This window comes from Pseudoduganella danionis (assembly GCF_009720775.1).
Lineage (GTDB): Bacteria > Pseudomonadota > Gammaproteobacteria > Burkholderiales > Burkholderiaceae_D > Rugamonas > Rugamonas danionis.
Genome location: NZ_WNKW01000001.1, coordinates 1,583,503 through 1,608,619, shown reverse-complemented (window position 1 = coordinate 1,608,619; position 25,117 = coordinate 1,583,503). Strand labels below are relative to the sequence as shown.

Genomic DNA, 25,117 nt, shown 5'->3' with positions numbered 1-25,117 from the left:
CCGTTGTATTTTGTCCAGTTCAGATCGCTTAAAACGAAATATTGTCGTTTTGTAATGCACTATTCTTACGCGGGCGTTGAGTATGCCGTGCCGCATGCGTATAATTTTGACCATGAACAAACTCGAAGCCTACGGTCACATCGCGGCAATGGCCATCCGTGGCGAACTGGTCTTCCCGACCAGCGTTAACGCGGCACTGCGCGTCCAGTTGGCACTGGATGATCCCGAATGTCCTATCGATAAAGCCATCAGCCTGGTTCTGGCCGAGCCGCAACTGGCGGCACGCACCGTGGCGATTTCCAATTCCGCCATGTTCAACCGGGCCGGCGCCCCCGTGATCACCAATGTACGCGGCGCCATCATGCGCATCGGCTACCAGAACCTGTTCGCGCTGGCCGCCGCCATGGTGGTACGTTCATTCGGCAGCAAGATTACCGATCCCGCGCTGCGCGCCAAGGCCGAGAAGCTGTGGGACCATACCATTGCCGTGGCTGCACTGGCGCGCATCATCGCGCGCCGCGTGACGGGAGTGAATCCCGATACGGCTTTGTTTGCTTCCATCGTGCATGAAGTCAGCGGCTTCTATCTGCTGTCGCGCGCTGAAGAATTCCCCGGCTTGCTGGAAGAAGATCCGGAAAACTGGCATGCGGCCAGCGAAGAAATCATTACGCGTGAAGTGCTGCGCAAGCTGTGCATCCCCGAGCCGGTTTCGGAAGCCATCGAAAGCCTGCGTGACGGCTTCCTGTCGATTCCGCCGGAAACCCTGTTCGATACGCTGCTGCTGGCCAATCTGCTCACGCCCGTGAAATCGCCGCTGCAGGAACCCGAACGCGATCTGCCGCCCCATTCGGAATCGGCAATCGAACTATTCATCGATGACGAGAAGCTCGAGTCCATGCTGGCCGAAGCCAAGATCCACGCCATCGAAATGAACGCTGCGCTGCTGGTCTGAGCGCAGTACCGCCGCTGGCTTAGTCGAGCTGGTCGAGCGGATAGCGCTTGATCGCGGTGGCGCACTGATAGCTGCGCCAGCCGCCCGCCAGCAGAAATAGCAGCCCCAGTCCCAGTGCCACCAGATTGTCGTGTCGGTAATAGCCACGCACCGTTTCCAGCGGAAGTACCGGCTTGCCGCCTACACTGACGCCATACACGGGATAGAACTGGCCGGACAGCAGCATGGCGCCGCCGCGCTGCTGCGGGTCGAAACTGACCCGGGCCGGATAGGCCACCGCATCATGCAGCGCAGCCTGCAGCTTCTGTTCGGGATCACCTTTGCGGTACAGCACAAACATGCGCTCTTCGCCCTGCAGACCGAAATAATAGCTATCGATAGTGCTGCGTTCCCACTCGAGCCGGCCGCTGGCCGTCTGCAGCTGCTGCTCGCTGGGGAAACGCCATTCCAGCACGGCAAACAGCAACACCAAGCCGATGCCAAGCAACAGAACAAAGTGCGCACCGCGCTCACTGGCCAACCAATATCTCATCTTCGATCACGATCAGGGCAAGGCTGCCATGATACATGGCTGGCGCGCCACGCGCGAGATCAAGCGCATACCAGCCCGGCGTGCGCTGGCCACGCCAGTGCGTCAGGCCGCTGCGGCGGCCAGCTGGCGCTGGGCTAGCTCAGGCGGCGACTGGCGCAACAACAGCTGGCGCAGCTGCTCGGGCGCCAGCGGACGGCTGAACAAATAGCCCTGCATCTCGTCGCAACCGTTATGGCGCAGGAAGGCCCGCTGCTCTTCCGTCTCCACGCCTTCGGCTATCACGCGCAAGCGCAACTGGTGCGCCAGACCGATGATGGAACTGGCAATGGCTTCGTCGCCGGCATTGCTGCCCAGATCACGCACAAACGATTTATCGATTTTCAGCGTACTGATGGGGAAAGACTTGAGAGCCGACAGGCTGGAATAGCCGGTACCGAAATCGTCGATCGACAGCGAGATGCCCATCGCACGCAGCTCGCCCATCTTGGCCACGGCCTGCTGCAGGTCGCGCATGATCACGCCTTCCGTCACTTCCAGTTCCAGCCACTCGGGCGCCAGCCCGCTCTCTTCCAGCGCCTGTGCCACGCGCTGTACCAGCCGCTGTTCTTCAAACTGGCGCGGCGAAACGTTGACGGAAATGCGCAGCGGCGACAGCCCGGCCTCCTGCCAGATCTGGTTCTGCCGGCAGGCCGTCTGCAGCACCCATTCGCCCAGCGCGAAAATGATGCCGCTTTCTTCGGCCAGCGGAATGAAGCGGTCCGGCCCCAGCAGGCCATATTCCGGATGCAGCCAGCGCACCAGCGCTTCCACCCCGAACACATGGCCCGTACGCAGGTCCACCTTGGGCTGGTAGACCAGCTGGAACTGGCCTTCATCGACGGCATTGCGCAAGCCTTCCAGCATGTGCAGCTTGCGTTCTATGGTGGCATTCATTTCGCGCGTGTAGAACTGGCAGTTGTTCTTGCCCAGATCCTTGGCACGGTACATGGCCGTATCGGCATGCATCAGCAAAGTCTCGGCATCGGCACCATCGTCGGGATACACGGCCACGCCGATACTGCAGCTCACCTGCACTTCCTGATCGCACAGCAGGATAGATTCGAGCACGGCTTCGCGCACGCGCTCCAGCACGGGCGCCGCTTCCACTCCATGGCGCTCGTTCAGCAGCAGCACGAATTCGTCACCGCCGAAGCGCCCGACCACATCGCCAGCGCGCAGGCAGTCGCCCATGCGCTCGGCCACCACCTTGAGCAGTTCGTCGCCGGCATTGTGGCCCAGACTGTCGTTGACCAGCTTGAAGCCGTCGAGATCGATAAACGCCACCAGCAGCGCACTGTTGTGGCGGTGCGCCTGGGCGATGGCCTGATCCAGCCGCGCGTTGATGCGGCTGCGATTGGGCAGGCCAGTCAACGTATCATGGTGAGCCAGATGCAGCATGCGCTCTTCAGCGAGCTTGCGTTCAGTGATATCGCGCACGATGGCCACCACCCCGCCCTCCACGGCCACCATCTGCTGGTGTAGCCAGCGCGCCTTGAGCTGGGGCAGATTGTTTTCCCATTCCTGTTCGTGCACGCCGCCCAGTCGCATCACCCGCACCATGCCGGCAAACATGGCGCTGCTGCGCGCCTGCGGCGACAAGCCGCACAAGGTCATGCCGCGCAATTCCTCCTTGCTATGGCCTATCATCTTCTCGGCCCGCGAATTGGTGTCGAAGAAGGCGAAGTCGCTGATCTCGCCCGCGCTGTCGCGCACGGCGCGCAGCACGAAGAAGGCATCCATGCTGGCGGCCGTCGCTGCCGCATAGGTTTCCTGCGCACGCCGCACGTGGGTGCGGTGGCGCGCGCCCTGCCAGGCCCACAGGCATAGCAGGGTGCTGCCCAGCACCAGCACGGCGCTGGCGATGCCGGCCTGCCACAGCTTTTCCTTGCGCTGGCGCTCGAAGCTGCTCATGGCCTCCTGCTGCGCCAGCCCCACCACCACATTCAGTGCCACGCCATGCAGTTCGCGCATATCGCTGTAGCGCGCCACGCCATCCAGATGGCCGAACTGCTGGGCATTCAGGCGCTGGCCGAAACTCAGCTTGTCGCCCGTACGCAAGGCGCGCACGATGCCGTCCGATCCCACCAGCGCCAGCATGCCCAGCTCGCCCAGACGGCTGCGCTCATAGCTGCTGGTGAAATAGGCGGGATCCGTTTCCACGATGACGATGCCGGCGAAATTGCCCAGCGCATCGTCGAGCCGGCGCGTGAAGTGCACGTGCCAGTCGCTATTGGCCACATCGCGCGACACTGGGCTGACAAAGGTAGCGCCGCTGTCGCGCTCCTGATGCACCTTGAAATACGGCTGGTCGGCCACCGACATGCTGCTGCGGCGCGGCCGGCTGGCCACCACCTGACCATTGCGGTCGACGATGCTGACATTGAATACTACGCCCGGCGGCAGCAGGCCCACCCGTTCCAGTTCAGCGAACGCGCCCAGCGCGCCCTTGCGCTCGACCGCATACTTCACCACGCGCAGGGTCTGGTCTATGCCGTCCAGACTGCGCGACACCTGGGCTTCGTAAGTGCCCATCAGTTCGCGCAGCGAATCGCTCACGGCTTCCTGCGCGTGGGCCCGTTCGTTATTAATTTCGTGCAGCGTCACCAGCCAGATCGCCAGCAGCAGCAGGCCGGCAAACAGGGGCAGCGCCAGATAGCTATCCAGGCCACGGCGCAGCCACGGGCGCCGGCGCGCGAAGATCGATTTGCGCATCATCGCAGCACCAGCACGGCTTTAACGCTGGCATCGAGCGCGCTGCGCTCGAGGTAGGCGATGGTGGCGGGATTCTCGCCCACCAGCTTGCGGATGGCCGCCATCGAACTCAGTTCGCGCGGCGGCTGGCCCCGGCCCGTAAATACCATGCGGGTCCAGTAGGCTTTCATCAGCGCTGGCGACTTGCCGGCCACGCGCGCGTAGAACTCGTCGCGCAGGGCGTGGCCCAGCGGCAGATCGAGCGCCTGAACTTCTTCACCGCTGGGCAGACGTGCCGTGCGGGCCAGGAAGATATCGGCCACCTGCTCGGTGCTGAGCGCAACCAGGGGGCTGCGTGCCGACACGATGACCACCAGTTCGGCAGCCGTGGCACTGGCACCATCGGCCAGCAGGATCAGCAGGCTCAGACCAAAGGCGCAGCATTGTTGCCAGTAGCGTGACATATGTGCCCCCATCAGAACACGAAGTCCAGCGCAGCGCTGAACACGCTGATCGCGTGACCGGCACGGAAGCCGGGCTGGACATGAATCAGGGTGCCGCGCGTGCCGCTCACCGGCATCAGTCGCTCGTACTGCATTTTCAGCGCATAGTTGCGCGCCACATCCCAGCGCACCCCGGCCGTCAGGCTGTGCTGGTGCGGGATGGACGACAGCAGATAATTCAGGCCGCTATTGAGCCTGCTGCTACGCGCCAGCCGGGTGCCATCGAGGCCGGACAGCGGCAGGCCCGGATCGGCGATCGGCGACACCGGCTGGGCGATGGCGTAAGCCAGATACGGGGTCCAGTCGCCGAAACGCAGGCCGCCGCTCAGATAGGCCGCGCTACGATGGCCGAGGAAGGAATGGCTGGTCATGCTGGCGGCTTCACCCGTCAGGAACCATGCACAGCTATCGTAGCTAAAGCCCAGTGCCACCGTGCCCGTGCGGGCATTGTCGAGCGCGTAGCGCGCTTCCAGCGCGGCGCCGGCCGCACCCGCCTCCCGCAAGCCGTCGAACAGCTCGGGCGCCAGATTGGCCGAAACGCGCGTGGTCATGGCACTCAGGCGCACGCTCAGGGCGCCCAGCGTGGCGATATGCGACAAGCCCGTCATGGCCTGTGCCTTGGCGCGTGCCTGCGCCTTGAACGGCACATCGGCATGACCGTAAAACAACTGGGTGCTATGGGTCATCTCGCCGCTAGCCCAGCGGTAATTGGCATCCACCCCGTCACTATTGGTGATCGGGATGGCGCCATACAGTTCCACCGGCGGGCGCACCCACGGCAGCGCATAGCCGGCCTTGCGATAGTCGCCCACCAGCAGCAGCGGCAAGGCGATCCGGCCCAGCCGCAGATTCAGTTCGGGGCTGAACTGGTACTTCACATTGGCCCATTCGAGCTGGGGTGCATAGCCATTCTGCAGGCTGCGTTCAGCCACCAGTTGCACGACTACCGACCAGTGCGGACTCAGCAGCCAATCGGCCTGTACGCCCAGCCGGCTGTCCACATCAGGACTCCAGACTTTGCTGGCCCCGGCCGTGCCGGGATTGAGCGCACTGGCGCTGTAGTCGGCCTGATCTTCATTGCTATGCACATAGCCCAGCGTGCCAAAGCCACTGATGCGCAAAGCGCCGGGTGCAGCGTCGTCCGCCCATGCACCGGCGGCTGCGAGCAACGATAAAAGCAGCAGCAGCGCCCGGCTGGGGCGCAGAAATAAGGGGGCAAACGCCATGTAAAGTCCAGAGTGTAGGGAAAAGCAGCGTTGCGGGCCGCGTGCGGCCGGCGCGATCAGCGTGATGGGAAACGCTAGAAAAGTAACGCCAGAAAAACCGGAAGGCGAACTTTATACTTCCAAGAGGAAACTGTCGATGTATTAGAGCAATATACCCAAAATCAAAAGTGCTAGACCCCAGGAATCAGTTTTGTGTTGAACAAATCCGCCAATTCTGGCTATCAATACGATAGCTTTGTTTAATGAACTCAATAGAAAATCAAATTTAGTATTTTAATGTGATATTCGATAAAATCGGTTTATTCAAATTTTTCCAGCAAATCTATCCAAAAGTAACGGGCTGCATCCATGGGGAATATCATGAAATTACAGCAACTACGAATCTCGCACAAGCTGGCCTTGGGTTTTGGCATCCTGCTCTCGCTCACCGTCATCATGGCCGTGGTTGCCGAGACGAAGGTGCGCCAGATCAATCAGGATCTGAATCTGCTGCTGGAAAACCGCTATCCCAAAATCGTCGCCCTGCATGACATCAAGGACACCTTAAACAACAGCACCATCAATCTGATCTCGCTGGCCCTGCAGTCCGACCCGGCCCAGCGCGCCGCTGCCGAACAGCAGTTGCAGCAAGACCGCCAGCGCATCTCCACCCGCATGGAACAGCTGGATCACACCATGCAGATGCCCCAGGCGCGCGCCATCTTCCAGGTAATACAGCACGAGCGCAACACGTATCTGCAGCAGCGCAGCCGTTTTATCGAACTGATCGAACAGGGTGAACAGAACACCGCCCTGCAATTGCTGATGGGAGAACTGCACAGCACCCAGTTGCGCTACTTTACGGCGCTGGAAAAGTTGATCGAATTTCAGGTCGGGCTGATGCAGCAGGCTGGCGACGAGGCAGAACGGGAAGCGCAAGCGACCATCGTACTGCTGCTGGTGCTGGGCGTGCTGACGCTGCTCACCGGGGTAGCCATCGCCTACCGCATTGCTCGCGCGATTACCGCGCCGCTCTCGCAGGCCATCCATATCGCCGAGCAGATTGCCCGAGGCGACCTGACCCAGCAGATACGCCCGGCCGGGCGCGATGAGACCACCCAGTTACTGCTGGCCCTGCAGGGCATGAGCGAACAGCTGCATGACATCGTGCAGCGGGTGGAAACCAGCAGCACCTGTATTGCTGGCAGCGCCAGTGAAATCGCGGCAGGCAATCAGGACCTGTCGTCGCGCACGGAACACCAGGCCGGCGCACTGGAAGAAACCGCCGCCTCGCTGGATGCCGTCACCGATGCCGCCCGCCAGAGCGCCGAACATACGCGCCAGGCCCATGATCTGGCCGATCAGGCTGCCCGTGCCGCACAGGCCGGCGGCGCCGTGGTCAGCCAGCTGGTGCAGCAGATGGAAGTGATCAACCAGGCTTCGCTGCAGATTGCTGACATCACCAGCCTGATCGACGGCATCGCTTTCCAGACCAATATTCTGGCCCTGAATGCAGCCGTGGAAGCGGCCCGCGCCGGCGATCAGGGGCGCGGCTTCGCCGTCGTCGCGACGGAAGTCCGCAATCTGGCGCAGCGGGCCGCCAGTGCGGCCAAAGACATCAAGCAGCTCACCAGCGTGGCCAGTGCGCGCATCGCCGACGGCGTGGCGATGGCCCAGCGCACCGGCAGCGGCATGGACAACATTGTGCAGCGCGTGCAGAACGTCAGTAGCGTGATGAGCGAAATCCTCGATTCCAGCATGCAGCAGAGCACAGGCTTGAACCAGATCCAGCAGGCGGTGACGGAAATGGACCAGATGACCCAGCAGAATGCGGCACTGGTGGAACAGGCCGCCGCTGCTGCTGCCGCCATGCAGCAGCAGGGACAGGAACTGGTCAGTGCAGTAGGCGTATTCCGTCTGGTGCGCACTGCACCAACGCGGCTGGGCTCGGCAGCGCAGTCAGCCAGCGCCCCACGGCTGGCTCTGGCCTGAAGGGCGCCATCTTGGCATTTTCAGTACAAACGTCTTTTTAATTTAATAACTCACTAATTTTTGCGCATTTCATCAGTACACATGTCATAAACGCGTCACATACGGCGCCTACACTCTCGCCTCCTGCCCACCCTCCATAAAGGAAGCCATGAACTACCGTATGCTGACGGGCGCTGCGCTGGCACTAGCTGCCAGCCCCGCGTTCGCACTGAATATCCTGCTCACCAATGATGATGGTCTGACCAGCAACCTGAAAGCGCTGTATGACGAACTGCGCGCTGCTGGCCACTCGGTGATCGTGTCCGTGCCGTGCAGTGGCCAGAGCGGCCGCAGCGCCGCCATCGTGATGTACAGCACCACCACCATCGTTGCCGACAATGACAAAACCCAGATTGAAGCGGAAGGTGGCTGCCACAATGGTGCCGCTGTCACGGGCGCACCGGCCGTCGGTGCGTTCACCAAAACCGGCTTTACTGGCGGCGACTACAACTATGTGCACGGCACGCCCGTCATGGCCACCATGTATGGCCTCGATGTGCTGTCCGCAGCACGCTGGGGCAAAGGCCCCGATCTGGTGCTGTCCGGCCCCAACGAAGGGCAGAATGTCGGCAAGGTCGTGATCAATTCCGGCACCATAGGCAATGCCCAGTTTGCAGCCGGTCGCGGCGTACCTGCGATTGCCCTCAGCGCCGGCACCAACACCATCGACAATGCCGCACTGGCTAATCCGAATTCGCGCCTGGTGGCACAGCAAACCCTGAAGCTGATCGCCGCACTGCAAGCCAAGGCCGGCGGCACGGCCCTGCTGCCGGCCGGCGTGGCGCTCAATGTCAATTTCCCCGATAGCGTCAGCGCTTCCAGCAGCTGGGCGTTTTCCCGCATCGGCACTTACGATACCTATGCGCTCAAGTTCAGCAGCGCTGCCCCGTGGGGCCTGAGCGGCTCGCTGCCACCGGCGGCCACCAGCGAACAGGCGGAAGATGAAGCGGTCGTGTATAAAACCCGCATCGCCGTGACCGCCATGCAGGTCGGCTTCGATCACCGCCCGGCCGCCCAGCAATGGCTGCGCCTGCGCCTGCGCGATCTGTTCAGCAAGTGAGCGTGGCCATGAAACTACTGCATCTGACTCTGGCAACGGCCAGCGCCCTGCTTCTGAGCGCCTGCGGCAGCCAACCCGACACTGCGCAAGTGCAGATCAAGGTAAGCGATCTGTCCGCCGGCGTGTACGCCGTCAGCAGCGGCGACGCGGCCAATCCCGTCGAAGGCAAGTATTACGCGGCGGCCGACGGCAGCCGGCTGCTGGTGCTCAACGATGGCGGGCAGAAAGCTGCCAGCCTGTACCAGCGTGCAGGCAATGGCGCCTGGCGCATGACACCGGCACCGGCCAGCGACACCAGTCTGGAACTGGCCAGCAGCAACGCCATCAGCGCCAGCGTGGCCAGCATCAGCACGCTGGCGCGCAGCTATACCTTGCGGCTGGCGAACGGCGAAGCTGCCAGCTTCAGCATCAACAGCAACGGTGACATCGTCGCCGGCAGTTCCAGTTGCAAGCTCACAGGCAAACTCAGCAGCAGCACCCTGCCGAATACGCTGAAAGCCAGCCTGAGCAGCAATGCCTGTGGCGATCTGCCGGCCCAGTCGGACGGCTATCTGGTACTCGATGGTGATTACGCGCCGGCCAGCTTCCGCCTGCTGACCAGTGCCGGTAACAGCCTGCTCGACCTCTGGGCTTACGCCGAATGAGTCAAGGACGGACTATTGCGTTCTAGCCAGCGCAGCGCCGCCGCAAACGCAGCGGCCAGTGCCGCCTCACTGGCGGGACCGGCCGCTGCCATATTCCCCACGCCCAGCAGCCCCAGCGAGACCACATGCGCACTGAGCCGGTCTATCGGCTGCCTGCCCGGCAGTGTTTTCTCCAGCACCTGGATCAGATTACTGCCGCGCCAACCGCGCATGGCGGCATTGCGCCGCTGTAGTTCGGGCATGCGCAATGCTGCCAGCGCCAGCGCGAAACTGGCTCTGGCCAGATCCAGTTTATGGCCGTCGCCGGCCTGACGCCGGCGCTCGAGTTCGGGCAAGCTGTCAGCCTGCACGGCGGCCAGTATGTGGGCGCTGACGAAGTCCAGTCCCAGTAAGACCAGCGCGTGCTGGGTCGGATAGCGGTAGCTCAGCGATGTATGGGGTATGCCTATGGCGCTCGCCACGGCACGGTGGGTCAGCGCGCTGGCACCGCGCTCGGCCAGCAACTCGCCGCAGCAGCGCGCGGCGGCCTGCTGCCAGGGGGCCGTACGCGGTTGCAGCGAGTTGCTGGCCAACACTGGCGGCCCCGCGACGGGCGCAAAACTGCTTTGCTGTAAGTGGGCGAACCAGAGCGTATCGGCCGCCTGCGGCCCGGCCACACCACCGGCAAACAGCCGCGCCAGACAAAGCCGGCGCAGCATGCGGTAACTGCTATCGCCAGCCAGAGTCAGGCCATAAGCGAGCTCCGTCATGATATAGCCCAGCCACCAGCCACTGTCGAGCAGCTCGCCCGCCAGTCCCAACTGACAGCCGAAGTCGTTCCAGAACTGTTCCAGATCATGACGCCATACCTGCCAGCCCGGCTGCCAGGCTGGATCAGCACGACTGCCGTGCATGACTTCGAGCTGCAGCAAAGTGACGGCGGCCCTGCTATCGGCCAGCTCATCGAACAATGATTCCACCAGATTGGCCGCCAGCGCTGCCGGCAGCGGCGCCGGCAGCGGCGCCAGCGCAGTGCGCCAGCGCGCCTGCCATGCCTGATCCGCTTGCTGACCACTATGGCAGATGGCACTCAGCACCTGGGCACGGCTACCGTAGTGGTGGCTCAGCACCGTGACCGATACCCCCAGTGCCTGCGCCAGCGGGCGCAGCGCCAGTGCCGCCAGACCGCCCTGCTGCACCAGCTGACAGGCAGCAGCCAGCAAGGCCGCGGCCTGCGGCGCCTTGGTTCGACGTTTAACAGCAGAGATGGGGGTCAACAGCAACTCGTAAGCAAGACTGGAAGCTTGCCATTCTACACGCCGGCGTCTGCCCGCTGTAGCAGCGTGCGCCTTAACCTTAAACCATCCCGCCTGCTGCCGGCATCAGGCGGGCAGCAGTTTAGTGGGTGGTGCTGCCCTGACGGCGTTTGAGTTCGGCAATCGGCGTGCCGAAGGCTTCATGCACACGCAGCAGCACTTCGGCGCTCACTTCAGCCCGGCCGTGACGGATCTTGCTGATGCTGGACGGCGCCAGCTGCAGGACCCGGCTCAGCTCGGCGTCATTTTTCAGTTGCTGTTCGCGGATCACGCTGTCGAGGAAGCCGTTGGGATAGTTCTCGGGCAAGGCGCCACGTCCACGTGGAATTTTCATCATGCTGCTCTCCGGGTTGCCCTGTGGGCTTGTTGTTCATAATGGGTATGGATGATGCGCACCCCGACCATGTCGCGCAGCAAGGCGTCGACACACTCGGGATCAAACTGGCTGCCGCGCTTGTCGCGCAGGTATTGCGTCGCCTCGGCCACCTCCCAACCGGGACGGTAGGGTTTGGCACTGGTCAGGGAGTCGAACACGTCGGCCACGGCGACGATGCGCGCGACCAGCGGGATGGCGTCGCCGGCCAGCCCCTGCGGGTAACCGCTGCCATCGAAATGTTCATGGTGGCTGTGCGCCATCTGGGCTGCCATGCGCAGCAGCGGCACATCGCTGTCGGCCAGGATGGCCGCGCCTTTTTCCGCATGGGTGCGCATCAGCGCCAGTTCGTCCTGGCTCAGCACATCCGTCTTGCACAGCAATTCGTCCGGCAGCGCCAGCTTGCCCACATCATGCAGCGGCGCCGCATCGGCGATCTGCTGGCACAGGCTATCGTCGAGCCGCAACTGGCGCGCAATCAGCAGCGCGTAATCGGCAATCCGGGTCATGTGGGCGGCCGTGTCGGGGTCGCGCCGCTGGGTCGCTTCCAGCAGGCGCTGCACCAGCTCCGTGGTGCGCGCACTGGCCTTGGCTTCGGCCTGCTGCACGGCATAGCCGAGCCGCTCGGTATGTTCGGCCAACTGGTTCTGCCCGAGCCGCCACACCAGCAGGTTGCCGATGCGGGCGTGCAGCTCGGTGTGGTTGAACGGCCGGGTAAGGAAATCATTGGCGCCCAGCCGCAGCGCTTCATGGCGCACGGCCTGGCTGGTGTCGGCCGTCAGCATCATGATGGGCACATTCTGCAGGCCGGGCAGTACGCGCAAACGGCGCAGGCATTCCAGCCCATCCATCTGCGGCATCTGGTAATCGAGCAGCACCAGATCCGGCACTTCGCCCGCGCACCAGGCCAGCGCCGCTTCCGGGTCGGCAAACGGCACCGGCTGGGCCACCGCAATGGTGCCCAGTACATGGGTGAGCAATGCCAGATTTACTGGATTGTCGTCAACGATCAGAACTTTCATGTGCGCTCCTGCCCTGCCTGTTAGCCTCGTTCCTCTGCTGCTGCCCTGACGGCCTGTTCCAGCGCCCAGCTACGCCACCCCTAGGCGGAATACTGTTTCGGCGGCATAATGCAGATATGAACGTAATGGCCGATAAAAACAATTATACCGAGCTTTTTGCGAATTCAACAAATTTGGTATATTTAAATTCTACTGTGGCTAATTTGGGACTTAAGTGACAATGAAAAACGCAACGCAAGCCGATGAAGTCTGCACCACCCAGCGCGCCGCCGAGATCCTCGGCGTCTCGGTATCTTCCGTGCAGCAGCTGGTAGAAGCGGGCGTGATCGAAGCCTGGAAAACCAAGGGCGGCCACCGCCGCATTCCCCTCGCTGCCGTGCTCGCTTATAAGCTGCAGCCGGCCGCCGGTTCGCTGGCAGCCCAGCCGGCGGCCGTACTGGCCAACCGCAATAACAACGCCATCCCGACCATACTGGTAGTGGAAGACAACCCCATGCAGCGCCAGCTGTACGAAACCCAGATCGCCAGCTGGAACCTGCAGGCCACGCTGACTTTCTGCGAAAACGGCTATCAGGCGCTGCTGGAAATCGCGCGCCGCCAGCCCGATATCGTGCTGGCCGATATCGTCATGGATGGCATCGATGGCTATGAACTGATCAACACCATCGTGGCCGATCCGCTGCTGCGCCCCATGCATATCGCCATCCTGTCCGGCCTCGATCCCGAAGCGCTGCAAGCGCGGGGCGGCGTGCCGCGTGGTGTGGTATTTTTCCCCAAACCTGTCAATTATGATGAACTGCGCGGCTATCTGAAGGCCTGCTGTGCCCAGCATGAACGTAACCGCCAGTAAATTTAGCGGTGTTAATGAATTTGACAAATTTTTGTTTCTGAGGCAATCTTAGGGCTTACTCGCGTGGTGCGCCACCATTCCGGCTGGCGGCACGTGCAGGGAGAGGGAAATGTTGCAAGCCGTACAAAGGCATCTGGACGCACGCTGGGTACTCGCGCTGTTTGCCCTGTTGCTGGTCAGCGGTATCTGGGGTTCCACCCTGTGGCAGCTGGAGCAGGACCAGCGCCGTGCGATTGCCGTGGCCGAGCGCGAAGCGCAGGATCTGGTGCGCCTGTTTGACGAACACGCGAGCCGCACCATTTCTGCTGCCGATCAAGCCGTCACCTTCCTGCGCCACCGCTACAACAGCCTGGGCACCAAGCTCGATATGAAACGCGAGCTGGCCGAAGGTCTGGGCCCTAGCGACCTATACACCCTGTTCACCATCGTCGACGAGCATGCCGACGTGGTGCTGTCGACCCAGCCCTTTACCACCATCAATCTGGCCGACCGGCCCCATATCCGCATCCACATGCAGCCCGGGCCGGATCTGCTGTATGTGAGCCAGCCCGTGATGGGCCGGGTGTCGCGCAAATGGTCTATCCAGCTGACACGCCGCATTACCAAGCCGGACGGCAGTTTCAACGGCGTGGTCGTGGTGTCGCTGGACCCACAGTATTTCACCCGTCTGTACAGCGATATCAATGTAGGCACCCAGGGCTCGATCGCGCTGGTGGGCGAAGATGGCGTGGTGCGCGCGCGCCGCGTCGGCAACGACGATAGCCGCGGTCAGGATATTTTCAACACGCCGCTGTTCGCCGCCATGCAGAAGAACCAGCGCGGCACCGTGCTGCAATCGGGCCCTATCGACCAGCGCAAACGTTTCTATGCCTATTCCCACCTGCCCGGCGTGCCCCTGTATGCGCTGGTCGGGATAGATTACGAAGAAGCACTGGGCGACTACCACGAGCGGCGCAATCAGGCGCTGACCCTGGCTGCCGTGACCAGCCTGGTGGTACTGGCCTTTACGGTGGGGATCATCGTGCTGATCGGCCGCCTGATCGTCAGCCGCGAACAGGCCCACGCGGCCAACCGTGCCAAGTCGCGCTTCCTGTCAAATATGTCGCACGAACTGCGCACCCCGCTCAACGGCATCTTCGGTTATTCCGAACTGCTGCAGGCCGAGTTCGCCAACAGCCATGCGGGCGGTTTTGCCGATGCCATCCATAGCTGCGGCATCAAGCTGCTGGGGCTGGTGGAAGCCGTGCTGGAACTGAGCAGCCTGGAATCGGGCCAGACCAAGCTGGCACCGGAAACGGCCGTGCTGAGCGAACTGCTGCACGGCGCACTGGCGCGCCAGCGCGGCGCGGCCGTGAGCAAAGGCCTCAAGCTGGAACTGGTCAACGGCAACGCCCTGCCCAGCCACCTGATCTGCGACCGCATCAAGCTGATGCGTGTGATGGACATCTTGCTGCACAACGCCATCCAGGCTACCAGCGCAGGCAGCATACAGCTGCAGACCGATGCCACCCCCAGCCAGCTGAATTTCCGTGTGCGCGATAGCGGCAGCGGCGTGCCGGAAGCGCTGCGGCCGCGCCTGTTCGAACAATTCTCCACGGCCGACGACAGTGCTTCGCGCGCCCGCGATAGCGCCGGTCTGGGGCTGGCCATCGCGGCCCGACTGGTCGAACTGATGGGCGGTAAAATCGCGCTCGAACATAGCGACGAGCAAGGCTCGGTATTCCTGTTCAGCATACCGTTTATCCGTCCACCCCAGATTGCAGCGCCCGCCCAGTCGGTCGGCAATACCAAGGAAGCAGCATGACCTCTGTTCCGCCCTCGCCCGTGTTTCATGTGATCGACCCTGCCGTGCTGCTGGAAGCGGCGGCCGGCAATCAGGAAATCGCCCTGCTGCTGTCGCACACCTATATCGATAGCGCGCCCGCCACTTACACACGTCTGCAGCAAGGCCTGCAGTTGGGCGACTTCATCGCCATTGCCAGCCAGTCCCACGCACTGAAGGGCATGACCATGCTGATCGGTGCGAAAGAGCTGACCAGTGTGCTGCAGGAAATGGAGCAGGCGGCGCGCCAGCAGCAACGCCTGGCCGCGGCCGAGCAACGCCTGGCCGTGCTGTATCCGGCTGTATTCGAAGAAATGCAGCTCAGCATAGCCCATAGCACGCCGGGGAACCATGCATGAGCCAGCCGGCCGTCCCGACCACGCAGACCTCGCCTGAACCGGCGCCAGACAAGAACTCGCGTCCGCACCGGCTGCTGCACCGCACGGGCCTGAGCGCCCACCGCGCCATGCAGCTGATCTGCTTTGCCCTGCTGGCCTTGCTGACGCTGACGGCGGGTATCTCCGCATGGTCGCTGCGCCAGCATGAGATCGAAGACTGGCGCGAAAACATGGACAGCCTGACGCTGGTACTGGCCGAGAACACGGCACAGACCATGGCGGCCAGCTATACCCTGCTCGACAGCGTGGTGGCCCTGGTGCAGGACCAGCCCGAACGCAATGGCGACAACCGCCGCAATGCGCTGGCCAGCGAAGACATCTACCACAGCCTGCGTGACAAGATGGCCGCGCTGCCGCAGGTGGACGTGGTGTCGCTGCTCGATGTCGAGGGCAATGTCATCAACTTCACGCGCAGCTATCCGGCCCCGCCCATCAATCTGTCCACGCGCGATTATTTCCGCTACCACAGCACGCACCGCGGCGACCAGCCGTATATGAGCGAACCGGTGCGCAACAAGGGCAATGGCAACTGGACCTTTTATGTCAGCCGCCGCATCGAAAATGCGCGCGGCGAATTCGTCGGTGCCGTGCTGGTGGGCGTGTCCTGCCAGTTCTTCGCCGACTTCTTCCACCGCGTCAATCTGGGGGCTGATTCCACCATCACCCTTTACAACCGCGATTACACCATGCTGGCGCGCTGGCCTTATGCGCCGGAAATGATCAGCAAACAGGTCAGGACCGGCACCACCTATCAGGTCATCAGCCAGGGCAAGCAGCATGACGTAGTCGTCACCAGCAGCCCGCGCGCGTCCAACGATCTCAAGCCGGAAACCCGCATGGGTGCCGTGCGTCAGGTGCGCGACTTCCCCCTCATCATCAACGCCACCATCAATGAAGACATGCTGCTGCGCGGCTGGTGGCGCAATGTACGCCTGATCACCGGCATTACGCTGGCCAGCATGATCGCCGTGCTGCTGGCCTTCCGCGTGGTCGAGCAATTGCTCAAGCGGCGCGAGCAGGATGCCCAGCAGGCGCTCAAGCTGAAAACCGCCGCCGACGCGGCCAGCGCGGCCAAGTCGCGCTTCCTCGCCATGATGAGCCACGAAATCCGTACGCCCATGAACGGCATACTGGGCATGTCGGAACTGATGCTCGGTACCAAGCTCGATGATACCCAGCGCAACTACGCCCATAACGTGCATCAGGGCACGGTGGAACTGCTGCACATCATCAATGACGTGCTGGACTTCTCCAAAGTGGAATCAGGCCATCTGACGCTGGACCTGCAAGCCTATGATCCGGCGCTGATGATCCAGCAGGTGCTGGCCCTGCACGAACCGGTGGCCCTGCGCAAAGGGCTGCAGATTGAAACCGATATCGGCCCCCTGCCGGGACCGATGGAAGGCGATCCGCTGCGCATGCGCCAGATCCTCGGTAATCTGATCAACAACGCCATCAAGTTCACGCCGGCCGGCACCATCCGCCTGAGCCTGAATGCCACGCCGCCCGGCGATGCCAGCGGGCGCTGGCGCCTGCACTTCGAAGTGACCGACAGCGGCATAGGCATCAGTCCGGAAGGCCAGCAGCGCCTGTTCGAGCCGTTCAGCCAGGCCGAGCACAGCACCAGCAGCCACTATGGCGGCACGGGTCTGGGTCTGGCCATCTGCAAACGTCTCGTCGAACTGATGGGTGGCACCATCATCTGCCGCAGCAGCACGGGTTGCGGCGCCACCTTTGCCGTCGACGTTCCGTCGCAGCACTTGCGACCAGCATCAGTTAACCAACCTGAAGTGGAAAGTATCACCATGAAGCACACTGCTGTCCCCACCCCCGCCAGCACTACGAGCACTACCAGCACCACCAGCCCCACCAGCACCGAAAGCAGCACCACCAGCGCTGCAGCCAGCAGCGCAGCGGCAACGCCGCAGGCGCCCAAACAAGGCCGCATCCTGCTGGTGGAAGACACGGAGATGAACCGCCAACTGGCGCGCATACTCCTGACCCGGCTGGGCTGGGAAGTCGATGAAGCGCACGACGGCCAGCAAGCTCTCGATGCGCTGGCCGAGCGTCAGTACGACATGGTGCTGATGGATTGCATGATGCCGGTGATGGATGGCTATCAGGCGACTGAAGCGCTGCGCGCACGCGAAGCCGCACAAGGCTTGCCGCGCACACCCGTGGTGGCGCTGACGGCCAGCGCCATCGATGGCGACCGCGAACGCTGCATCAATTCCGGCGCCGACGACTATCTGACCAAGCCTTTCACTTCGGCCGCCTTTGCCGGCGTGATCGAGCGCTGGACCCGGCGCGGCTGATACGCCGGCCGTATCGGCCCGTCAAATAAAAAGCCCGGCAGCGCTGTCAGCACTGCCGGGCTTTTTTACGTCTGGCCGTTCAGGCGTCGAGCACGAAATGACCGGGCGCCGCGCCCAGCGTCTGGCCCTGCCCCAGTACGGGCGGCTTTACCCGTTTGCTGGTCGAATGCTGCGCCAGCCATTGCTGCCAGCACGGCCACCACGAACCTTCCACCAGCTCGGACTGCGCCAGCCACTGGTCAGGGCTGCGGTAGCCGCCACCCGCGCCATCGGCCAGACGGCGGTAGCTGCGGTGCGCATGGCCGGGCTCGGAGACTATGCCGGCATTATGGCCACCCGAAGCCAGCACGAAGTCGATCGTTGCGGGCGACAGCAGATGCAGCTTGTACACCGAACGCCATGGCGACACGTGATCGCGCTCGGTGCCCACCACGAACAGCGGCCCGGCCATGTCGGCCAGCGCAATCGGTTGGCCGCCGACCTGATAGCGCCCCTCGGCCAGATCATTGCGCAGGAACAGGCCGTGCAGGTATTCGCTATGCATGCGGAACGGCAAACGCGTGGCATCAGCATTCCAGGCCATCAGATCGTTCGGCGCCGAACGCTGGCCCAGCAGGTATTCGCGCATCATGCGCGACCACACCAGATCACGCGCATGCAGCAACTGGAACGACGCCGCCATCTGGTCGCCATCGAGATAGCCCTGCTTCCACATCAGCGCATCGAGGAAAGCCAGCTCGCTATCGTCGATGAACAGGCCCAGTTCGCCCGGCTCGCTGAAATCCGTCTGCGCCGCCAGCAGCGTGACGGAAGCCAGCGTGCCATGTTTCGGCCCGCTAGGCGCGCCCAGCGCTGCCGCGCCTATGGCCAGCAGCGTACCGCCCAGGCAGTAGCCCACCGTGTGCACGGGCGCCTGCTGGCAGATCGCCGTCACCTGATCGAGCGCCGCGTACAGGCCGCGCTGCAGATAGTCGTCCATGCCCAGATTGCGTTCGGCTGCGCCGGGGTTATGCCACGACACCATGAACACCGTATGGCCCTGCTCCACCAGATAGCGCACCATGGAGTTTTCCGGCGACAGATCAAGGATGTAGTACTTCATGATCCACGACGGCATGATCAGCACAGGCTCGCGGTACACGGTAGGCGTCTGCGGCTGGTACTGGATCAGTTCCATCAGCTCATTGCGGAACACCACCACGCCCGGCGTCAGCGCCACTTCCACCCCGGGGCGGTAGCTGGCATCGGCCGGTTCCGGCACGGCCATGCCGGGCGGCGCCAGCTTGCGGCAGACATCCTTGCGCCAGTTGAGCGTCCCGTCGGCCAGACTGCGCCCGCCGCTTTCCACGGCCGCGCGCTGCACTTCCGGATTGGTGGCGAGGAAGTTCGATGGCGCGAGCATGTCGAGCAACTGGCGCGCCGTGAAGTTCACCACCTGGCTGTGATGGGGCGCCACGCCGCGTATGCCGGTGGTGGCCTGCTCCCAGAATTGCTGGCACTGGAGGAAATTCTGTGCATATTGCTGGTAAGGCCAGAGCTGCCAGTCGGGACCGGAAAAACGCCCGTCGGCCAGCTTGCCATCAGCCGTTACGGGCACGGCATAGGTCTGCATCAGCAGCTCCATCTGCTTGCCCGGCGCGGTGGCCAGATGGCAGGCCCAGTCCATGAATGCCAGCCCCATACCTATGGGCGAGACTCCGCCCGTCAGCTTGGCCATCTGGCTCTGCACGAACAAATCCAGCGTCTGGCTGGCCGTGGCAGCCGGCGCGTCGCTCTTGCCGGCCCGGCCCGGCGTAGTGCGGGATGACTTCTCTGCGGTGGTGCTAGGGGTTGGATTCACATGCCCTCCTTAACATTGAACAGATAAATTATGAACGACCGTGCGCAATTTAGTAATTGATCTGCATCAAATTACCCGATAAGACCACTTTGCGAGCCAAGAGTGTTAATCCTTGATCCACATCAAACATTTTTTTGACAACGGTCAATAAACTGTGGCGCATGACCAACATTACCTTAATCTCAAGCAGACGGTGCATTGCGCTCGCCCTGCTCGGCCTGTTGACCGGATGCACCTCCATGGCGCCCCAGTACAAGCGCCCGCCACTGGCCGTAGCGGCCAGCTATCCGGCCGCCGGCAATGCCGCGGCTGCCTCCAATGCTAGCGCGGCCAGCACCATGCCGGCCGACTGGCAGCACTACTTTAGCGATCCGGCCCTGCAAAGCTATATCACGCAGGCGCTAGAACACAACCGCGACCTGCGCACGGCCACCCTGCGGGTAGAACAGGCCCGTGCCGCGCTGGGCTACCAGCAAGCGGCGCTGGCGCCCGTGATCGCGGCGCAGGGCGGCAGCAACCGTACCCACGTACCGGCTGATCTGAGCCTGACGCGCCACCCGATGATCACCAGCCAGTTCCAGGCCGGTGTAGGTCTGGCCGCATGGGAGCTGGATTTCTGGGGCCGGCTGGCCAGCTTGCGCGATGCCGCGCGGGCCGACTTTCTGGCCACGGATGCAGCCCGTCAAGCTGTCACACTGGGCCTGATCGCCCAGGTAGCCGATGCCTATTATGCGCTGCGTGAAGCCGACCAGCGCCTGCTGCTGGCCCAGCGCACGCTGGCCAGCCGGCAGGAAAGCTTCCGCATCTACAGCCGCCGCGTGGCGGCCGGCTCCGCTTCGCGCCTGAATCTGACCCAGGTCGAAACCCTGCTCACGCAGGCGCAGGCACTGGCCGCCCAGCTCGAGCAGCAACGCGATGCTGCGCTGCAGGCCCTGCAACTGCTGGCCGGTCAGCCCATCCAGTGGCAGGCCGTCACCAGCGCCGACAGCGCGCTGGGCGAACTGCCCGAGCTGGCCGCCGGCCTGCCGGCTGCCCTGCTGGAGCGCCGCCCCGACGTGCGCGCGGCCGAACTGCAGCTGCAGGCCGCCTATGCGAATATCGGCGCGGCCCGCGCAGCCTACTTCCCGTCCATCAGCCTGACGGCTTCGGGCGGCACGGCCAGTGCCGCGCTCGACGGTCTGTTCAAGCCGGGCAGCGGTAGCTGGAACTTCAGCCCCAGCATCACCCTGCCGCTGTTCGACGGCGGCCGGCGCGATGCCAATCTGGCCCTGATGCAGGCCCGCCGCGACAGCGCCGTGGCCAGTTACGACAAGGCTGTACAGGCGGCTTTCCGCGATGTGGCCAACGCCCTGTCGGCGCGCCACTGGCTGGGCCAGCAGGTCGGCATCGCCAGCCACGCGCTGGCCGTGCAGCGCGAACGCGCGCGCCTGACCCAACTACGCTTCGATAACGGTGCCGCCCCCTATCTCGACGTGCTCGATGCCCAGCGCGATCTGCTCAGCGCCGAACAGCAGCTAGTGCAGACCCGCCGCGCGCTGCTCTCGGCCGGCATCGCCGTGTATGCCGCCCTGGGCGGTGCACCGCAAGCTGCACCACAACCCGAACTTTTACCTACGCCACGCTCATGACGCTCACTCTCCGCACCAAACTGATTACTGCCGGCGTGGCCGGTGCTGCCCTGCTGGCCGGCTATTATGGCTGGACCCATCTGCGCAGCAGCGGCCCCGGCGACGCCTTCGCCAGCGGCAACGGCCGCATCGAAGCGACCGAAATCGACGTCGCCGCCAAGCTGCCGGGCCGGCTGCAGGACATCCTCGTCAACGAAGGTGATTTTGTCAGCGCCGGCCAGACGCTGGGCCATATGCAGGTGCTGACGCTGGAAGCCCAGCGCGCCGAAGCCACGGCCAATCTGCGCCATGCCGAAGCCGGCGTGGCCAGTGCCCAGTCCATGGTGGCCGTGCGTGAAAGCGATTATCAGGCCGCGCTGGCCGTGGTGACGCTGCGCGAAAGCGAACTCGATGCGGCCGAACGCCGCCTGCGCCGCTCGCAGACGCTGGTCACTGAAGGCGCTTCGTCCGAACAGGAACTCGACGACGACCGCAGCCGCGTGCGCAGCAGCACGGCCGCCATCCGCGCCGCGCAGGCGCAGGCCGCAGCGGCACGCAGCGCCATCGAAGCGGCACGCACCCAGGTCACGGGCGCCACTTCGGCCGCCACTGCAGCGCAAGCCACCATCGAACGCATAGGCGTGGATATCAATGACAGCGCACTCAAGGCGCCGCGCGCAGGACGCGTGCAGTACCGCATCGCCCAGGCTGGCGAAGTGCTGGGCGCCGGCGGCAAGGTGCTCAATCTGGTCGACCTCAGCGATGTCTACATGACCTTCTTCGTACCAGAGCAGGTGGCCGGCAAACTGGCACTGGGCGCCGAAGTGCATGTACGGCTCGATGCCGCACCGGGCATGGTGATTCCGGCCAAGGTATCCTTCGTCGCCAGCACGGCCCAGTTCACGCCGAAAACCGTGGAGACGGCCAGCGAACGCCAGAAGCTGATGTTCCGTGTCAAAGCCCAGATCGACCGCAGCCTGCTGCAGCAGCATCTGACGCAGGTGAAGACCGGCCTGCCCGGCGTGGCCTGGGTCAAACTCGACCCGCAAGCGGCCTGGCCTAGCGAGCTGCAAGTACGGGTGAGCAAGTGAACGGGCCGGCGCAACAGCCGCCGGTTGCACGGGTTGAAGGCGTCAGCCTGCATTACGGGGCAGCCGTCGGGCTAGACCAGATCGATCTGGCCATTCCGGCCAACTGCATGGTGGGCCTGATCGGGCCTGACGGCGTGGGCAAATCCAGCCTGCTATCGCTGCTGGCCGGCGCACGCGCCGTGCAGCAAGGGCGGGTGCAGGTGCTCGATGGCGACATGGCGCAGCGGCGCCACCGCGATGCCGTCTGTCCGCGCATCGCCTACATGCCGCAGGGGCTGGGGCGCAATCTCTACCCCACCCTGTCGGTGGAAGAGAATCTGCAGTTCTTCGGCCGCCTGTTCGGCCACAATGCGGCCGAACGGCGCCGCCGTATCGACCAGCTAACCGATAGCACGGGCTTGCGGCCGTTTCTGGCCCGCCCGGCCGGCAAGCTGTCGGGCGGGATGAAGCAGAAGCTGGGCCTGTGCTGCGCACTGATCCACGATCCCGACCTGCTGATCCTCGACGAGCCCACCACCGGCGTGGACCCGCTGTCGCGCGCCCAGTTCTGGGACCTGATCGCCCGTATCCGCGTCGAGCGCCCCGCCATGAGCGTGCTGGTCGCCACCGCCTACATGGAAGAAGCCGACCGCTTCGACTGGCTGGTCGCCATGGATGGCGGCCGCATACTGGCCACGGGCACGCCGGCCGAACTGCGCCAACAAGGCGGCAGCAACATCCTCGAAGAAGCTTTCATCGCCCTGCTGCCGGAAGAAAAGCGCCGTGGCCACCACCAGCTGGTGGTGCCACCGTTTGAACCGGGCGCGCAGGATGATATCGCCATCGAAGCGCAAGGCCTGACCATGCGCTTCGGCGATTTTACTGCCGTGGACGGAGTGGATTTCCGCATCCGCCGTGGCGAGATTTTCGGCTTCCTCGGCTCCAACGGCTGCGGCAAGTCCACCACCATGAAGATGCTGACCGGGCTGCTGCCTGCCACGGCCGGCACGGCGCGCCTGTTCGGCCACGAGGTCGATACGCGCGACATGGCCACACGGCGCCGTGTCGGCTATATGTCGCAGGCGTTCTCGCTCTACACCGAGCTGACGGTGCTGCAGAATCTGGAACTGCATGCGCGCCTGTTCAGCGTGCCGGAACAGGAAATCGCCGCGCGCGTGGCCGATATGGCCAGCCGCTTCGGCCTGAATGGCGTGCTCGATGCTATGCCCGAACAGCTACCGCTGGGGGTACGCCAGCGCCTGTCGCTGGCCGTGGCCATGGTGCACCGGCCGGAACTGCTGATCCTCGACGAACCGACTTCCGGCGTCGATCCGGTGGCGCGCGATATGTTCTGGGAGCTGATGATAGAGCTGGCGCGGCGCGACCGTGTGACCATCTTCATTTCTACCCACTTCATGAACGAGGCCGAGCGCTGCGACCGCATCTCGCTGATGCACGCCGGCCGCGTGCTGGTTAGCGCCGAGCCGCAGGAACTGGTGCGCATGCGCGGCAGTGCCACGCTGGAACAGGCATTCATCGCCTACCTGCAGGATGCCACCAACGCCAAGGCCACGCAGGCAGCGGCAGCAGCACCTGCAATTGCCGCTGCCAGCGCTACCGCCCCTGCATCGGCCGCACAGCCTGCACCTGCGTCCACACCAGAACCGGCAGCTGTCGCCACAGCACCCTCCAGCACCAACGCCAGCACCACCAGCGCCCATGCCACCGCCACGCGCGGCTGGCGCGCCAGTCTGGCCCGCGCCTACAGCTACACGCTGCGTGAAACGCTGGAACTGCGGCGCGATCCCGTACGCGCCACGCTGGCTTTGCTGGGCACTGCCATCCTGATGTTCATCATCGGCTATGGCATTAATCTCGATGTCGAGCACCTGTCCTACGCCGTGCTCGATCACGACCAGAGTGGCCTGAGCCAGAACTACACGCTCAATCTGGCCGGCTCGCGCTACTTCATCGAGCGCCCGCCCATCAAGGACTACAACGATCTGGACAAACGCATGCGCGATGGCGAGCTGGCCATGGCGATCGAAATCCCATCCGGCTTCGGCCGCGACCTGCAGCGCGGTGCGCCCGTGCAGCTGGGCGCATGGATAGACGGCGCCATGCCGCTGCGCGCCGAAACCACACGCGGCTATCTGCTGTCGCTGCATCAGAGCTGGCTGGCCGACATGGCCGAGCACCGCCTCGGCATGCACCCCAGCAGCGCCGGCGGCATCGAAACGCGCTACCGCTACAACCCCGACGTCAAGAGCCTGCCGGCCATGATACCGGCCGTGATCCCCATGCTGCTGATGATGATCCCGGCCATGCTCAGTGCCCTCTCGGTGGTGCGCGAAAAAGAACTGGGTTCCATCCTCAACCTGTATGTCACGCCCGTGACGCGCGCCGAATTCCTGCTCGGGAAACAGCTGCCGTATATCGCGCTGGGCATGTTCAACTTCGCCCTGATGACGCTACTGGCGGTGACGGCGTTCGGCGTGCCGCTCAAAGGCAGCCTGCTGACGATTACGCTGGGCGCGCTGCTGTACGTGATCTGCGCCACCGGTCTGGGCCTGCTGGCATCGAGCTTCACGCGCAGCCAGATCGCCGCCCTGTTCGTTACCATGATAGGCACCATCATCCCCTGCGTGCAGTTCTCCGGCCTGCTCAATCCCGTCTCGGGCCTCGAAGGGCCGGGCCGGCTGATCGGCAAGATCTATCCGGCCACCCATTTCCTCACCATCAGCCGCGGCGTCTTCAACAAGGCGCTCGATCTGGCCCACCTCGGTTCTGCCTTCTGGCCGCTGGCCATCGCCGTTCCCGTGATCGTGGTGCTGTCCGTGCTGCTGCTGCACAAACAGGAACGCTAGC

The 25,117-nt window shown here is 63.7% G+C and carries 19 protein-coding genes; 11 read left to right on the top strand and 8 right to left on the bottom strand.

Annotated elements, in window-relative coordinates; all coding sequences use genetic code 11:
* Positions 1-112 precede the first annotated feature (112 nt).
* Positions 113-952, top strand: coding sequence for an HDOD domain-containing protein (locus tag GM655_RS06950; protein WP_155433803.1), 840 nt, complete (start codon positions 113-115; stop codon positions 950-952).
* A gap of 19 nt (positions 953-971) precedes the next feature.
* Here the strand turns inward: GM655_RS06950 and GM655_RS06945 are convergent, their stop codons facing one another.
* The 4 genes from GM655_RS06945 to GM655_RS06930 form a co-directional block, all read right to left on the bottom strand.
* Positions 972-1,484 carry a hypothetical protein gene (locus tag GM655_RS06945; RefSeq protein WP_155433802.1) on the bottom strand — a complete coding sequence of 171 codons (513 nt, stop codon included), beginning with the start codon at positions 1,482-1,484 and terminating at the stop codon, positions 972-974.
* 102 nt (positions 1,485-1,586) lie between these two features.
* Positions 1,587-4,238, bottom strand: a complete 2,652-nt coding sequence (locus GM655_RS06940; protein WP_229632403.1) for a bifunctional diguanylate cyclase/phosphodiesterase — start codon at positions 4,236-4,238, stop codon at positions 1,587-1,589.
* On the bottom strand, positions 4,235-4,678 hold the full coding sequence (locus tag GM655_RS06935; RefSeq protein ID WP_155433801.1) for a type 2 periplasmic-binding domain-containing protein: 444 nt from the start codon (positions 4,676-4,678) through the stop codon (positions 4,235-4,237). The genes GM655_RS06940 and GM655_RS06935 overlap by 4 nt, the downstream gene beginning before the upstream one ends.
* Positions 4,679-4,689: 11 nt before the next feature.
* Positions 4,690-5,943 carry a hypothetical protein gene (locus GM655_RS06930; RefSeq protein ID WP_155433800.1) on the bottom strand — a complete coding sequence of 418 codons (1,254 nt, stop codon included), beginning with the start codon at positions 5,941-5,943 and terminating at the stop codon, positions 4,690-4,692.
* A 360-nt stretch (positions 5,944-6,303) separates the two neighbouring features.
* On the opposite strand from GM655_RS06930, the gene GM655_RS06925 reads away from it, so the two are divergent.
* The 3 genes from GM655_RS06925 (at position 6,304) to GM655_RS06915 (ending at position 9,657) form a co-directional block, all read left to right on the top strand.
* Complete coding sequence (locus tag GM655_RS06925; RefSeq protein ID WP_196308719.1) at positions 6,304-7,914, top strand: methyl-accepting chemotaxis protein; 1,611 nt, start codon at positions 6,304-6,306, stop codon at positions 7,912-7,914.
* Between the two features lie 148 nt (positions 7,915-8,062).
* Entirely contained in the window at positions 8,063-9,013 is a 951-nt protein-coding gene (locus GM655_RS06920; protein WP_155433798.1) for a 5'/3'-nucleotidase SurE, read from the top strand.
* A gap of 8 nt (positions 9,014-9,021) precedes the next feature.
* A complete protein-coding gene (locus GM655_RS06915) occupies positions 9,022-9,657 on the top strand; it encodes a hypothetical protein (protein WP_155433797.1) in 636 nt (211 codons plus the stop codon).
* On the opposite strand, the gene GM655_RS06910 is transcribed toward GM655_RS06915, so the two are convergent.
* The 3 genes from GM655_RS06910 to GM655_RS06900 all read right to left on the bottom strand — a co-directional run bounded on the left by GM655_RS06910 (position 9,645) and on the right by GM655_RS06900 (position 12,347).
* Positions 9,645-10,913 carry a TetR family transcriptional regulator gene (locus tag GM655_RS06910; RefSeq protein WP_196308718.1) on the bottom strand — a complete coding sequence of 423 codons (1,269 nt, stop codon included), beginning with the start codon at positions 10,911-10,913 and terminating at the stop codon, positions 9,645-9,647. The two genes, GM655_RS06915 and GM655_RS06910, sit on opposite strands and share 13 nt — an antisense overlap.
* A 121-nt stretch (positions 10,914-11,034) precedes the next feature.
* Complete coding sequence (locus GM655_RS06905) at positions 11,035-11,289, bottom strand: helix-turn-helix domain-containing protein (RefSeq protein WP_229632402.1); 255 nt, start codon at positions 11,287-11,289, stop codon at positions 11,035-11,037.
* Complete coding sequence (locus GM655_RS06900; protein WP_155433795.1) at positions 11,286-12,347, bottom strand: HD domain-containing phosphohydrolase; 1,062 nt, start codon at positions 12,345-12,347, stop codon at positions 11,286-11,288. Before GM655_RS06900 ends, GM655_RS06905 begins: the two co-directional genes overlap by 4 nt.
* A gap of 220 nt (positions 12,348-12,567) precedes the next feature.
* Here GM655_RS06900 and GM655_RS06895 point away from each other — a divergent pair, with 220 nt between their 5' ends.
* The 4 genes from GM655_RS06895 to GM655_RS06880 all read left to right on the top strand — a co-directional run bounded on the left by GM655_RS06895 (position 12,568) and on the right by GM655_RS06880 (position 17,732).
* Entirely contained in the window at positions 12,568-13,197 is a 630-nt protein-coding gene (locus GM655_RS06895) for a response regulator (protein WP_155433794.1), read from the top strand.
* 109 nt (positions 13,198-13,306) lie between these two features.
* Positions 13,307-15,001 carry a sensor histidine kinase gene (locus GM655_RS06890; protein ID WP_155433793.1) on the top strand — a complete coding sequence of 565 codons (1,695 nt, stop codon included), beginning with the start codon at positions 13,307-13,309 and terminating at the stop codon, positions 14,999-15,001.
* A complete protein-coding gene (locus GM655_RS06885) occupies positions 14,998-15,378 on the top strand; it encodes an Hpt domain-containing protein (RefSeq protein WP_155433792.1) in 381 nt (126 codons plus the stop codon). The genes GM655_RS06890 and GM655_RS06885 overlap by 4 nt, the downstream gene beginning before the upstream one ends.
* A complete protein-coding gene (locus GM655_RS06880; RefSeq protein WP_229632401.1) occupies positions 15,375-17,732 on the top strand; it encodes a hybrid sensor histidine kinase/response regulator in 2,358 nt (785 codons plus the stop codon). The genes GM655_RS06885 and GM655_RS06880 overlap by 4 nt, the downstream gene beginning before the upstream one ends.
* 79 nt (positions 17,733-17,811) lie before the next feature.
* On the opposite strand, the gene GM655_RS06875 is transcribed toward GM655_RS06880, so the two are convergent.
* A complete protein-coding gene (locus tag GM655_RS06875) occupies positions 17,812-19,572 on the bottom strand; it encodes a PHA/PHB synthase family protein (protein WP_155433791.1) in 1,761 nt (586 codons plus the stop codon).
* Between the two features lie 161 nt (positions 19,573-19,733).
* Between GM655_RS06875 and GM655_RS06870 the strand changes: the two genes are divergently transcribed.
* Genes GM655_RS06870 through rbbA form a run of 3 tightly spaced genes read left to right on the top strand, consistent with a single transcriptional unit; the run spans position 19,734 to position 25,116 of the window.
* A complete protein-coding gene (locus tag GM655_RS06870; RefSeq protein WP_155433790.1) occupies positions 19,734-21,200 on the top strand; it encodes an efflux transporter outer membrane subunit in 1,467 nt (488 codons plus the stop codon).
* Positions 21,197-22,270 (top strand): HlyD family secretion protein, encoded by a 1,074-nt coding sequence (locus GM655_RS06865; RefSeq protein WP_155433789.1) that lies wholly within the window; start codon positions 21,197-21,199, stop codon positions 22,268-22,270. Before GM655_RS06870 ends, GM655_RS06865 begins: the two co-directional genes overlap by 4 nt.
* Entirely contained in the window at positions 22,267-25,116 is a 2,850-nt protein-coding gene (rbbA, locus tag GM655_RS06860; RefSeq protein ID WP_371866725.1) for a ribosome-associated ATPase/putative transporter RbbA, read from the top strand. Before GM655_RS06865 ends, rbbA begins: the two co-directional genes overlap by 4 nt.
* Position 25,117 lies beyond the last annotated feature (1 nt).